Source organism: Bradyrhizobium sp. DOA1 (assembly GCF_001593325.1).
Taxonomy (GTDB): Bacteria; Pseudomonadota; Alphaproteobacteria; order Rhizobiales; family Xanthobacteraceae; genus Bradyrhizobium.
The window spans coordinates 6,344,349-6,357,445 of sequence record NZ_JXJM01000001.1 but is presented as its reverse complement, the minus strand read 5'-3'; the positions used below and the strand labels follow the sequence as shown (position 1 = coordinate 6,357,445).

Annotated in this window: 11 protein-coding genes and 1 pseudogene; 5 read left to right on the top strand and 7 right to left on the bottom strand. The window is 64.4% G+C overall.

The genetic code is table 11. The annotated features are described in order from the left end of the window. Positions 1-464 (bottom strand): cysteine rich repeat-containing protein (locus tag SE91_RS29385; RefSeq protein WP_245318624.1); only part of this gene is annotated, 464 nt, incomplete at its 3' end. Between SE91_RS29385 and SE91_RS37900 the strand changes: the two genes are divergently transcribed. Next, on the top strand, positions 400-561 hold the full coding sequence (locus tag SE91_RS37900; protein ID WP_245318634.1) for a hypothetical protein: 162 nt from the start codon (positions 400-402) through the stop codon (positions 559-561). The two genes, SE91_RS29385 and SE91_RS37900, sit on opposite strands and share 65 nt — an antisense overlap. A gap of 141 nt (positions 562-702) precedes the next feature. Here SE91_RS37900 and SE91_RS29380 read toward each other — a convergent pair whose 3' ends face one another. Together SE91_RS29380 and SE91_RS29375 are read right to left on the bottom strand one after the other, a co-directional pair. Beyond that, complete coding sequence (locus SE91_RS29380; protein WP_061850137.1) at positions 703-1,704, bottom strand: NADP-dependent oxidoreductase; 1,002 nt, start codon at positions 1,702-1,704, stop codon at positions 703-705. Between the two features lie 187 nt (positions 1,705-1,891). Then, positions 1,892-2,722 carry an ATP-grasp domain-containing protein gene (locus SE91_RS29375; RefSeq protein ID WP_061850136.1) on the bottom strand — a complete coding sequence of 277 codons (831 nt, stop codon included), beginning with the start codon at positions 2,720-2,722 and terminating at the stop codon, positions 1,892-1,894. A 374-nt stretch (positions 2,723-3,096) separates the two neighbouring features. Between SE91_RS29375 and SE91_RS29370 the strand changes: the two genes are divergently transcribed. Then, positions 3,097-3,870 (top strand): ferredoxin--NADP reductase, encoded by a 774-nt coding sequence (locus SE91_RS29370; RefSeq protein WP_061850135.1) that lies wholly within the window; start codon positions 3,097-3,099, stop codon positions 3,868-3,870. 116 nt (positions 3,871-3,986) lie between these two features. Here SE91_RS29370 and SE91_RS29365 read toward each other — a convergent pair whose 3' ends face one another. Next, complete coding sequence (locus SE91_RS29365) at positions 3,987-4,370, bottom strand: nuclear transport factor 2 family protein (protein ID WP_156489845.1); 384 nt, start codon at positions 4,368-4,370, stop codon at positions 3,987-3,989. Between the two features lie 44 nt (positions 4,371-4,414). After that, positions 4,415-4,808 (bottom strand): annotated as a pseudogene (locus SE91_RS29360) (RidA family protein). A gap of 378 nt (positions 4,809-5,186) precedes the next feature. On the opposite strand from SE91_RS29360, the gene SE91_RS29355 reads away from it, so the two are divergent. Together SE91_RS29355 and SE91_RS29350 are read left to right on the top strand one after the other, a co-directional pair. Then, complete coding sequence (locus tag SE91_RS29355; protein ID WP_502687160.1) at positions 5,187-6,875, top strand: FMN-binding glutamate synthase family protein; 1,689 nt, start codon at positions 5,187-5,189, stop codon at positions 6,873-6,875. 99 nt (positions 6,876-6,974) lie between these two features. After that, the gene (locus tag SE91_RS29350; protein WP_061850134.1) at positions 6,975-7,214 is read left to right on the top strand and encodes a PilZ domain-containing protein; all 240 of its coding nucleotides are present in this window, start codon (positions 6,975-6,977) and stop codon (positions 7,212-7,214) included. 65 nt (positions 7,215-7,279) lie between these two features. Here SE91_RS29350 and SE91_RS29345 read toward each other — a convergent pair whose 3' ends face one another. Then, on the bottom strand, positions 7,280-8,575 hold the full coding sequence (locus SE91_RS29345) for a hemolysin family protein (protein WP_061850133.1): 1,296 nt from the start codon (positions 8,573-8,575) through the stop codon (positions 7,280-7,282). Between the two features lie 243 nt (positions 8,576-8,818). On the opposite strand from SE91_RS29345, the gene SE91_RS29340 reads away from it, so the two are divergent. After that, positions 8,819-10,894: a methyl-accepting chemotaxis protein gene (locus SE91_RS29340; protein ID WP_061850132.1), complete on the top strand. Its 2,076-nt coding sequence runs from the start codon at positions 8,819-8,821 to the stop codon at positions 10,892-10,894. Between the two features lie 210 nt (positions 10,895-11,104). Here SE91_RS29340 and SE91_RS29335 read toward each other — a convergent pair whose 3' ends face one another. Next, complete coding sequence (locus tag SE91_RS29335; RefSeq protein ID WP_061850131.1) at positions 11,105-13,075, bottom strand: carbohydrate porin; 1,971 nt, start codon at positions 13,073-13,075, stop codon at positions 11,105-11,107. Between the last annotated feature and the right edge of the window lie 22 nt (positions 13,076-13,097).

Below are 13,097 nucleotides of genomic sequence, written 5' to 3'. Positions count from 1 at the left end.
CCGCCGCCGGCTGCGGCGCTCACGGCCTTCTCGCAAGCGGGCGAGACCTTGGCCTTGTTCTTCTCCAGGCATTCGAGCGCGGGCGCGCCGCCCGGCGGCACGCTGGCGCACACCTTGGGATAATCGCCACGGCACGCGCTCTTGACCGCCGCCACCTGCGCGCTGCTCGGCTGCTTGGCGGCAGCGGCCTGCGGCGTCGGTGCGGCAGCGGGCTTCGCTGCTGGGGCGGCATCAGCCTTTGGCGCGGCTGGCGCCGTTTCTGCCTTGGGCGCGGCTTCGGTCTTCGCGGGCTCGACGGCGCGAACCGCGGTCTGGCATCCCGGTGACAGGCTGGACATGTTCTTTGCCAGGCATTGAACCGCTTCCACGCCGCCGGGCGTGACGTTCGAGCAGTGTGCTATGAAATCCGAGCGGCATGCGGAGCGGATGGCGCTCTTCTGCGCCTCCGTCGGCGCTTGCGCCACCGCCCCTGTTGCAGTTGCGAAGAATGCTGCCGTCAGCAACGCCTTGCGCGTCGATGCCTGTTTCGTCGATGCCTGTTTCAATGTGTTGAACATGTGATGTCCTGCCCTGCCGGCCACGCCGACGACGTTTAAAATGTAATGCAATCGCAATCATCGCGAGTGACGCCCTCGCAAGCGACATCATTCGCCGCTTTGGCGTCACCCGCAAGTCAATTATGTCGGCGCCGTAACCGCGCCGTCAGAGCTTCACCATGCGCTTGCCGCGGTTTTTGCCCGCGAGCAATCCGATCAACGCATCCGGCGTGTTTTCGAGGCCATCGATGATGTCCTCCTGCACTTTCAGTCTGCCGGATTTGACCCAGGCCTGGAGGTCGGCGAGCGCGCGCTGGCTCTCCTTCATGTAGTCCATCACGATGAAACCCTGCATCACGAGGCGTTTCACCACGATCAAGCCAGGCACGCCGCGTGGGCCGTGGGCAGAAGGCGTGCCGTCATATTGCGAGATCGCGCCGCAGCAGGCGATGCGGCCGTAATGGTTCATCTGCGGCAGGCAGGCTTCGAGAATGTCGCCGCCGACATTGTCGAAATAGACGTCGATGCCCTTCGGCGCAGCCGCACGCAACGCCTTGAATACCGCGCCGTCCTTGTAGTCGACGGCGGCATCGAAGCCGAGCTCGGAGGTGAGCCAGTTGCACTTCTCAGTGCCGCCCGCGATGCCGATCACGCGGCATCCCCTGATCTTGGCGATCTGGCCGACGATCGAACCGACCGAGCCTGCGGCCGCGGAGACCACGACCGTCTCGCCTTCCTTCGGCTTGCCGATCTCCAGCAGGCCGAAATAGGCGGTGAGGCCGGCGATGCCGAACACGCTGAGCAGATGCGTCATCGGCTCGAGCTTCGGCATCTTGGTGAGATGCTTGGCCGGGACGGCGGCAAATTCCTGCCAGCCGGTGTCGCCGAACACGATGTCGCCAGGCGCAAGGCCCGGCGCCTTCGAGCTGACGACCTCGGCGATGGCGCCGCCGGCCATCACGCTGTTGGCTTCGACGGCGGAGCGATAGGTCGCGCCGTGCATCCAGGCGCGGTTGGCGGCGTCAAGCGAGATGTATCGCACGCGCAGCAAGGCCTCGCCGTCCTTTGGCTCCGGCGGCGCGCTCTCCACCATCTTGAAATGCTCGGGGCCGAGCTTGCCGCTGGGCTTCTCCACCAGAAGGATCTGGCGATTGATGTTGCCGCTCATGGCGTTTCCCTCTTCGAATTTTTTAATGGTTCTTGATGCATCCGCAGCCGCGAGAGCGTGCAAGCCGCATGTGTTGTGCATGAAGGCTAAAGCGCTGCGTTCCATTTCACAACGGGAACATCCGGCCAACGCCAACACACGCAAAGCGTTTGCGTCATCGTGGTATCTGCGCCCCGCTCCGGCTCCTTCAGGGGAGGGTCGCACCAGTGCCGCGGTCGCTATTTCCCGCAAACACGCGATCCAGCGCCGCGTCATATGTCGCCTGCACCAGTTCCGGATGCAGCTTGCCCAGCGCTTCCATCATCACACCGGAATTGATCTCGAGCACGCTCCACCTGCCATCCACGCGGACAACGTCGATCGAGGCGAAAGCGATGCCGATGGCATGCGCTGCATCGATCGCGAGCTTCACGCAGGTCGCGCGAACATCGTCCTCCTCCAGCAACACCGGCTTTGCGCCGGCATCGAGATTGTGCCGCCAATCTTTGCCGCGCTGCTTGCTGTAGACCACGATGGGCGCATCATCGAGCAGCACCACGCGGACCTCGTCCTCGATCGCGACATAGGGCGAGATCACGAGGCCGGCGCTCATGGAAAAAACCTCTCCAACCGCGTGGTCGAGCTCCGCCTCCGTCTTCACCTTGAACACGGCGCGCCCCGACGTCCCCTCGTTCGGCTTCACCACCACGCCTTGCGGATTCTGCGCGAGCAGCGACAGCATCCTCTCGCGCCAATCGGTGCCGGCGATTTGCGTGCCCAGCTTCGGGTTGAGGAAGAGATGATGGGCAATGCAAGGCACGCCCTCGAGCGCCAGTGCCTCGGCGGTGGCCGATTTATCATTGGCGAGGCGGTGGGCAATGGCGCTGTTGAGGCCGATGTCGTAGCCGAAGGCGAAGCGGCGCATCTCGCCCCGGCGCATCGCGATCAACCATCCGTCGGCGCGGACGTCGACGGTGATGCCGTGCTCTGCGCAATAGCGCCTGATCGCCTGGACGAAGATCCGCTCGCCGCCTGCCATGGTGATTGCCGTCGTTCCTGTCGCCGAAAGCCGCAAAAATGCGGGAAATGGCGCCAAACCGGGTGAAGATCAGAGCTATTCTTAATGAAATTCTTGCGAGCGCGATGGAAATTAAGTGCTGCCGTCGAGCCCCGCCGGGAAAAGAAATTGCCCGCCGCGCGCGCTCGGCAGCAAATTCGTTAATGATGCGCCCATTTCAGTCCAAATGCAGGTTTGATCAGCGTCAATTGCATCCGAAACGAGGTTGATTATTGGTCTCAATGGCGTAGATCACACACGCAAAATCCTCCGCCATGGCAAATGGTGCTCGCCCCGCAGTCAGGGCCGGGCAACGCTGTTGCCGAAAACCGCAAATATTCGGAATATCGAAAATCATGAGCGCGTTTTACCGAGAGAAGGTTCTTTCCGTCCACCACTGGACCGATACGCTGTTCAGCTTCCGCGCCACGCGCGACACCGGCTTCCGGTTCCAGAACGGCCAGTTCGCCATGATCGGCCTCGAGGTCGACGGCCGTCCCTTGCTGCGCGCCTACAGCATGGCGAGCGCGAACCACGAGGAACAGCTCGAATTCTTCTCGATCAAGGTCCAGGACGGTCCGCTGACCTCGCGCCTGCAGAAGATCAAGGAAGGCGACACCATCCTGGTCGGCCGCAAGGCGACCGGCACGCTGATCACCGACAACCTCATCCCGGGCAAGCGGCTGCTGCTGCTCTCGACCGGCACGGGCCTTGCGCCGTTCGCGAGCCTGATCAAGGACCCCGAGGTCTACGACCAGTTCGACACGATCGTGCTGGTGCATGGCTGCCGCCAGGTCTCCGAGCTCGCTTATGGCGAGAAGCTGGTCGCTTCCTTGCGCGAAGACGAGCTGTTCGGCGAGCTGCTCGCGGACAAGCTGATCTACTATCCGACCGTGACGCGCGAGCCGTTCAAGAACCGCGGCCGCATTACCGACCTCATCAGCTCCGAGCAGATCTTCAACGATATCGGCCAAGGCCCGCTCGACATCGCAACCGACCGCATCATGATGTGCGGCAGCCCGGCGATGCTCGAAGAGCTGAAGCAGATGTTCGAAGGCCGCGACTTCGTCGAGGGCAGCGGCAACAAGCCCGGTCATTTCGTGATCGAGAAGGCGTTCGTCGAGCGGTAAGCGCCGCCGTCCCCATGGTGTCGTCCTGGCCTTCGGCGCAATTGCGCACGGGGACCAGGACCCATCCCACCGAATGAAGTTTGGTGAAGGCTGGCCGCCGTCAGTATGGGGGCAGCTCAGAACATACCGTTCGGATTGGCTGCATGCTCGGGCACGACCTGCAGCACATCCCAATGTTCAACGATCTTTCCCTCGTCGTCGAGCCGGAAAATATCGATTCCCGCGTAATCGTGGTCTCCCGGCCAGTGCTGGAAGCAATGGAGAACGACGTACTCGTTCTCCGCCACGACCCGCTTTATCTCGACTCGCTTGCCCGGCCACTCGCGAGCCATGCGCTCGAAATAATCGATGAAGCCCTTCTTTCCGGTTTCAACATGCGGATTGTGCTGGATGTACTCGTTGCCAACGAAGCGCGCGATGGCCTCGGCAGGCCGGCACGCGTTGAACATCAACTCGTAGAAGGCGATCACATTCGCCTTGTTCCGTTCCAGATGGTGCACGACAGGCTCCCTTATGAGATCACTGGCGACCGGGCGCGCTGAATTCAGCCCGGGATGCGAGCAATGACCTTGATCTCGAAGTCGAACCCCGCGAGCCAATTGACGCCGATCGCCGTCCAATTCGGATAAGGCTCCTCTGCAAACACCTCGCTCTTGACGGTCATGATCGTCGCGAACTGATTTTCGGGATCGGTGTGAAAGGTCGTCACGTCGACGATATCGTCAAGCCCGCATCCACCTGCTTTCAGGGTCGCCTCGAGATTCGCAAAATGCCAGACGGACCTGAGCCTCGAAATCCGGCTCGGGTGAGCCATCGCTGCGGCTGCCGACCTGGCCGGAGACGAACAGGAGATCACCCGACCTGATCGCTGCGGAATAGGTGTGCGACCTATAGAGGTCATGCCGGCCGGCGGGGAAAACAGCATCGCGCTTGGTCATGAGAAGTTCTCCTGTCGTGGAAGCCTTGAAGCGGCCGACGAGTTGAAGGCTGATGTTATGGCCTTTCTCTGACGGCCGCCCGAAGGCTGCGCCATCTCCGGATTCGTCGCTGATGCGCGAGCGACGAGCCGCGTCCGGCCCGTCGCCGCGGCAGCTCTATTGGCGTGGGCAGCCGGAAAGGGCCTGCTTCAGCCCCGGCGGAAAGCCCTTTTCGGCCGCCCCGTCTATCCATCCCCCTGCTGCACCGCAAAACCCGTCCATCCGGCTGATTGATTTGTCCCGGCCGAATTCGCTAGCCTGAAACAAGGGCCGCGTCATATCCGTATGACAGGCACAGGCGTATCGTACCGCCTCATGCTGGCGGGAGGATTGGGAATCGTGGCCGAGGACAACAAGACGCAGCAAGCTCCGAAACGCCTGCCGCTGGCGGAGGAGGGGATCATGGAAACCCTGCTGCTTCCGTTCTCGCCCCGCTTCATCGTGCTGACGATCTGCGCGGTCGTCACCGCGCTGTTGATCGGCATCGGTCTCGCGGACCGCAAGATCTTCGACATCATGCTGGTGCCGATCCTGATCTTCGGCGCGCTGACGCTGCTGGGGGTGCGCGATCTCCTGCAGAAGAGCCACGCGGTGCTGCGCAACTATCCGATCTCGGCGCATATCCGCTTCCTGCTCGAAGAGATCCGCCCGGAGATGCGGCAATACTTTTTCGAGAGCGAGAAGGACGGCATGCCGTTCTCGCGCGACACCCGCTCGTTGGTCTATCAGCGCGCCAAGATGGAGCTCGACAAGCGGCCGTTCGGCACCCAGGAGGATGTCTACCGCCAGGGCTACGAGTGGATGCATCACTCGGTCTCGCCGAAGGCGCACGCCAAGGAGAAATTCCGTGTCCTGATCGGCGGGCCGGATTGCGCAAAGCCCTATTCGGCTTCCGTCTTCAACATCTCCGCGATGAGCTTCGGCGCGCTCAGCCCGAACGCCGTGCGGGCGCTCAATGCCGGCGCCAGGAAGGGCGGCTTCGCGCATGACACCGGCGAGGGCGGCGTCAGTCCCTATCACCGCGAGATGGGCGGCGACATCATCTGGGAGATCGGCTCCGGCTATTTCGGCTGCCGTCATCTCGACGGCACCTTCGATCCGGAGGCGTTTGCGCGCGTCGCCGGCGACGAGCAGATCAAGATGGTCGAGCTCAAGGTGAGCCAGGGCGCCAAGCCCGGCCATGGCGGCGTGCTGCCGGCCGCGAAGGTCTCCGAGGAGATTTCCAAGATCCGCGGCGTCGCGATGGGCGAGGATTGCATCTCGCCGGCATCGCACCGCGCCTTCTCCACCCCGGTGGGGATGATGCAGTTCATCGGCGAGATGCGCCGGCTGTCCGGCGGCAAGCCGGCCGGATTCAAGCTGTGCATCGGCCATCCCTGGGAATTCCTGGCGATCTGCAAGGCGATGATGGAGACCGGCATCTATCCGGATTTCATCGTCGTCGACGGCAATGAGGGCGGCACTGGTGCGGCGCCGCTGGAATTCATGGACCATCTGGGCATGCCGATGCGCGAGGGCGTCAATTTCGTCCACAATGCGCTGGTCGGGATCAATGCGCGCGACCGCATCAAGATCGGCGCCTCCGGCAAGATCGCGACCGCCTTCGACATGGCGCGCGCGATGGCGATCGGCGCCGACTATTGCAACTCGGCGCGCGGCTTCATGTTCTCGCTGGGCTGCATCCAGTCGCTGAGCTGCCACACCGACCGCTGCCCGACCGGCGTTGCGACGCAGGACCCGACGCGGGCGCGCGCGCTCTACGTGCCGCTCAAGATCGACCGCGTGCACAATTATCACCATGCGACGCTGCATTCGCTGACCGAGCTGATCGCCGCCGCCGGCCTCGAACATCCGCAGCAGCTGCGCCCGATCCATTTCACCCAGCGCACCTCGACCACGGACGTGCGCTCCTTCGCGCAGCTCTATCCGGCACTACGCCCGGGCGAGTTGCTCGAAGGCACCGAGGATCCGCGGTTCCGCGATGCCTGGCGGATGGCGCGGGCCGAGACGTTTCAGCCCGCGCTGTAAGCGACTCGCGCTGCGCCTTCGGTCCGGCCCTTGCGTAAATTCATCGCGAGCAGGGTTGGTGATTAAGCTTTGGTTCAACTTTGGGTGTATGTTATGCCCATGGACGAGCGGCGCGAAAAAGCCAGACATCGCGTGCTGAAGGCCGGAACGATCGAGTTCGGCGGCGGTGCGATCGACTGCACCGTCCGCAACCTCTCCGACACGGGCGCCGCCCTCGACGTCACGAGCCCCGTCGGCATTCCCGACCGTTTCACCCTGTTCGTCCAGGCCGACGGCGCGCATCGGGCCTGCACCGTGGTCTGGCGCAAGGAAAAGCGGATCGGCGTGAAGTTCGGGTGAGGCGAGGAGTTTAGGCCTGGGCGCGCCCTACAATTTCGATGTGGAGAGTTCAACGGGCTCACGTCTCACGCCGCCGCCTGCTCGCCCAACCTGCTCGCCAAAATCTTGTCGATCCGACGTCCGTCGAGATCGACCACCTCCATGTGCCAGCCGGCGAAATCGAAGGCGTCGCCGACATTGGGCAGCACGCTGAACTGCTGCAGCACGAGGCCCGCCACCGTGTTGTAGCGGTGCGGCGGCAATTCGATGCCGAGCAGCTCGCCAAACTCGTCGACCGGCATCCAGCCGGAGATCAGGAGCGAGTCGTCGTCGCGCCTGATATAGGCCGGCTCGGGCGGTCCTTCCTCGGAATGGAAGGCGCCGACGATCGATTCGAGGATATCGGCCGCGGTTACCATGCCTTCGAAGGCGCCGTATTCGTCGTAGACCAGGCCGACATGGACCGGCGCGGCTTTCAGGATGGCCAGCACGTCGCGCGCGTCTGCCGATGCCGGGATGCCGGGCGCCTCGCGCACGAGGGCGCGCAGATCCGGCGTGCGCTCGTGCATATGGGCGACCAGCAGGTCCTTGGCCTGGAGCACGCCGATCGGCTTGTCGCGATCACCGTCCGAGACGGGAAAGCGCGAATGCGGGCTCTTTGCGATGATGTCGCGAATGGTCTCTGCGTCGTCGCTCAGGTCGATCTCGTCGACCTCGGTGCGCGGCGTCATGACCGCGCCCACGGGACGATCGCCGAGCCGCATCACGCCGGCGATCATCTCCTTCTCGCCGGGCTCGAGCACGCCCGCCGTCTCAGCCTCCTTGACGAGGTGATGGATCTCATCCTCCGAGACCTTTTCCTCGGCGCTGCCGCCGCGACCGAGCAGCGTCAGGATCAGCCTGCCGGAGACGTCGAGCAGGAACACCAGCGGCAGCGAGATTCGCGCCAGCAAATGCATCGCGGGCGCGACCCTGACCGCGATGCTTTCGGGATCGCGCAGTGCCACCTGTTTCGGCACCAGCTCGCCGACGATCAGCGTCGCGTAGGTGATCAGCGTGACGACGAGGCCGACGCCCACGATGTCGGCGATGCCTTTGGAGAGGCCGAGCTCGAGCAGCCATTGCGTCAGCCGCTGCCCGAGCGTCGCGCCCGAGAATGCGCCGGAGAGCACGCCGACCAGCGTGATGCCGATCTGCACCGTCGAGAGGAACTTGCCGGGATCGGCCGCCAGCGTCAGCGCTCGCTCGGCGCCGCGGACGCCCTTCGCCGCGAGCAGCGACAGCCGCGCCGGACGGGACGACACCACGGCGAGCTCGGACATGGAGAGCAAGCCGTTGATGACGATCAGGACGACGACGATGACGAGTTCGACCGAGAGCATTGATGTTCCAGGGGTAGGCGAGGGTGGCCGATCGGCGGCACTGGTCTCGATATAGGTATTCCGGTGAGAAAATCCCGGTCATTGTGTCGCGTTCCGCGCTCCGTAGGAAGCGAGCGGCGGGCGCGGTTCGATCAAACCTGCGACGAGATGGCGTCCCCGCGGAACTACGGGCGTTTGCTTAACGGGCTCTTAGTGGGGGCGGGCTAGGTTCCCGACATTTGCAGGATGTATTCGGGGACCAGGATGCGGATCGGAAAGCTTTTCGGGCTGTCGATGCTGACGGTGACGGTGTTTGCAATCATCCTCGGCGCTGAGGTGCTCATCCCCCAGACGCGGATCTTCGCGAACCGCTCCGATGCGATCAAGACCGTCGACGCCTTTGGTGCGACGCTGATGGCCAGCCAGCACGTCGCCAGCCTGCGCGCCCCCTATATCGGACCGATCTTCCAGGAAGCGGCCGCGAGCCAGGCTCAACTCGAAGCCGCCGCGAAGGCGACGAAAGCCGCCGAGGCGGGCTTCGAGGCCGCAAGGCGCGCCGTCATGGTGCTGGATGACGGGGCAGCGATCAGCGAAAATCTCGACCGTGCCGCGCGGCGGCTGAAGGACATCACCACGGCGGCCGATCGCGCGATGGGCGTCGCTCTGGCTGCGCGCGACAGCGCCGCAACCAAGGGCTTCCTGCCCGGTGTTGCCGAGGTCCTCGCCGCTCTCGAGCCGGTCATGAACCGGCTCGAAGCGAAGGTGATCAATGCCGATTCCTCGCTTGCGGCGCTGCTCAGCCTGGCGCGGACAGCGCAGGATCTGCGCGTGTCCGCCGGCAGTCGGGCCGCCACGCTCTCGCCGGCGCTGTCCGCACGCCGCCCGCTCACTGCGGCCGAATTGTCGCTGATGGATCGCATGCAGGGCCGCGTCGAGGCCAACCGCGAGCGCATCGAGGCCGGCATCGCGCAGCTCGGAAACCCCTCCCGCATCGCGACCGCGCTGAAGGCGGCAAATGAATCCTATTTCGGATCGGCAGCGGTTGCCGTGGACAAGGAAATTCCCGCAGCCCGGAGTGACGGCAAGTACAGTGCCACCGCAGACGAGCTCGCGAAGGTGATCGTGCCCGCGATCCAGATGTTCTACGGTGTCCGCGACGCCGCACTGGCGGAAGCAGCCGAGCGCGCTTCGGCTGCGCGCGATGGTGCGCTGGCGATGCTCGCCCTCGCGGGTGTGGTGGTGCTGGCACTGCTCGGCACGCTCGCCGGTGTGACCATGATGCTGCGCAGCCGCGTGGTGACGCCGCTGGCGAAGATCGCCGACGTGATCGGAACGCTCGCCGCCGGACAGCACGAGGTCGAGATTCCCGCGACGGGCCGCGACGACGAGATCGGCCAGGTCGCCGGCTCGCTCCGCCACTTCAAGGATTCGCTTGCCGCCAAGACGGCGGCCGACGAGGCCGCCGCGGTCGAAGCCGAGGCGAAGCTCCGCCGCAGCCAGCGCATGGACCAGATCGCGCGCGAGTTCGAAGCCATGATCGGCGACGTGATCAATACCGTGTCGTCGGCATCGTCGGAGCTGGAAGCCTCGGCGGGAACGCTGACGAGCACGGCCGACCAATCCGAGAGGGTCACCGCGACCGTCGCTGCCGCCTCCGAGCAGGCCTCCACCAACGTGCAGACCGTTGCGGCCGCTGCGGAGGAGATGGCTTCGTCGGTCGACGAGATCAGCCGCCAGGTCCAGGATTCCGCGCGCATCGCCGGCGAAGCCGTGCAGCAGGCCGGCCGCACCAATGACCATGTCGGCGAGCTCGCCAAGGCGGCGGGCCGGATCGGCGACGTCGTCGAGCTCATCAGCCAGATCGCGGGCCAGACCAATCTTCTGGCCCTCAATGCCACCATCGAGGCGGCGCGCGCCGGCGAGGCCGGTCGCGGCTTCGCCGTCGTCGCTTCCGAGGTCAAGGCGCTCGCCGAACAGACCGCCAAGGCCACCGGCGAGATCAGCCAGCAGATTGCGGGCATCCAGACCGCGACCGAGGATTCGGTCGGCGCCATCAAGTCGATCAGCGACACCATCTCCCGCATGTCGGAGATTGCCTCCGCCATCGCCGCGGCGGTCGAGGAGCAGGGCGCGGCGACGCGCGAGATCTCCCGCAACGTGCAGCAGGCCGCCCGCGGCACCCAGCAGGTCTCCGCCAGCATCGTCGACGTGCAGCGCGGTGCCAGCCAGACCGGATCGGCATCCGCCAATGTCCTGACCTCGGCGAGATCGCTGTCCGGCGAGAGCAGCCGCCTCAAGGTCGAGGTCGGCAAATTCCTGGACGCGATCCGCGCGGCGTAGAGCTTCCTGCCGAAGGCGGCGTACCTCGAAGCCCATCCTTCGAGACGCCCGCCTACGGCGGACCCTCAGGATGAGGACGAAGAGTGAGGCAGCAATTCCAGCGAGCACCACTGCCGCTTAGTCTCATCCTGAGGAGCCCGCGTAGCGGGCGTCTCGAAGAACGAGGCGCGCGCATTTTGTCGCCAAGCAGACTTGCAGCTCGCGCGCTATTCAGAATTCCCCGTGCAGCCGCCCTGAGAAGACCGACACCGGTCCGCGATCGGCGTTGTAAGCGGGATTCACGATCAGCTGGTAGTCGCCGGTGAGGGTGAGATTCTTGTTCAGCGCGTAGGCGTAATAGGTTTCGAGGATACGCTCCTTGCGATAGTTGAGCGCGCCGTCGCCGACGAGGACGCCGAGGCCGCCGGCAGCGAGGAAGTCGCGATAGTCCTTGGAAATCGCGTTGATCGCGCCACCGATGCCGATCACGTCGTCGGGCCGGCCCCATTTGGTGCCTTTGATGGAAAGACCGCCGGACAGGCTGCGGTTGATGTCGGTGAAGGCCAGCGTTTCGAAACGGCCGTCGTTCCAGCTCCAGCGGCCGAACAGCCCGACATCGTCCGTGATCGCCTGTTCGAGGTTGAGGACATAGCCATATTTCACGCGTCCGCGCCGGGTCTGCGTGATGTCGAGATTGAGCGCGGGATTGTCCAGCGTCTCGCGGAAGCTGCCCATGTTGGCGCTGTCGACCCAGCCCATGGTCCGGAGCTTGCCGGGCTGGCCGAGCAGCGAGAAGCGCGTCTCGAGCTCGAGCACGTACTGGCCGCGCTCCCCGACCTTGGTGTCGAAATGGTTCGAGTTGGATTCGGAGACCATGAGGAAATAGCCGCCGCGCAGCGCCCATTGCTTCTGGTTGAGCTCGGCGGTGATACCGTAGGTGAGGCCGACCTTGTCGGCGGAATAGTCGAAGGCGCCCGGCGCCCAGATCGACCAATTCATGAAGTCCCTGCGGGTGTCCTTGGCGTAGGCGTTGCCGTCGAACACGTCGACCACCGCGAATTTGCCGGCCTGAATCGTGAGGCGCGAGACGTCGACTTTCTGACCGAGCTGAAGTTGTCCGCTCGCAAGCTCTTCCTGCTCGCCGCCAAATCCAAATGTCTGACGCACGAACAGGCGCGAGGTGTTGTAGTGCGGATAGGGGAAGTTCGACTTCTGCGCTTCGCCGTTCGGGAAGCCTGCAGCGCCGACGGTGTCGTTCAATCCAAATCCCTGGAGCAGCTCGGGATTGTAATAGACCTCGCCGCCGTCCCAGAGCCGTGCGTTCAGGAACAGACTGTTGCTCCAGGTCGCCTTGGCCTGCCGGGACGGTGAGAGCGAGTTCGGTCCGCTATAGAGCGCGGGGAACGATGGATAGCCCTGCGGCAGATAGGTGCTCTGGCCGTGGATCTCCCAGCGATCCGATTCCGTGTCGATCAGAGAGCTCTTCGGATCGTAATTCGGCATGCCCGGCCAATCGATCTTGCGGTTGAGGCCGAGCCTGACCTGCTGGAAGTCGAGCGACGAGGACGCGTATTGTGCCCCCGTGGAGAAGGCGACATTGGCGCCGTCGAAGCGGCTGTAGAGATATTCGAGTCGCGCGCTCCAATGCGGCGCGAAGCCGTATTCGATGCCGGCGCCCGCGATCCAGCCGGGCCGTGTGTTCAGGATTTTCGGGATTTCGGCGCCGGAGGCGGGCGTGTCGAAATAGCGCTCGCCCATCCATGCAAAGCCGCCGGTGGCGTAGACCAGCCACGGACCGCTGGTGTAGCCGACACGGCCGCGGACACTCGCGGTATAGTCCCATTGCTGGGTGACGGTGTTGGCGGGCGTCGCCAGGAAGGAGACGATCGAGTTCGAGGTGATATAGTTGGGAAACGTGAAATCGCCTTCGACGCCGACCAGCCAGCCGGAGTTGAGGCGGTAATTGTAGCCGGCCTGGACGCCCCCGATCATGCCACTGAAGACGCCGCTGTCGTTGAGTGCAGTGCCGTCGTTCAGCGCGAAATGCGACGAACCGCGGCTGTAGCCGGCATGCGCACCAATATAGAACCCGGTCCAGTCGTAGACGGACCTCAGCATCGGCGCCTTCAGCGGCAGATCGGCCGCGTGGCCGGCAGCGGGAAGAGCCAGCACGCCCGTGGCGATCGCCGCGGCCGTTCGCAAGCACCAGTGTCGGTGATCTCTC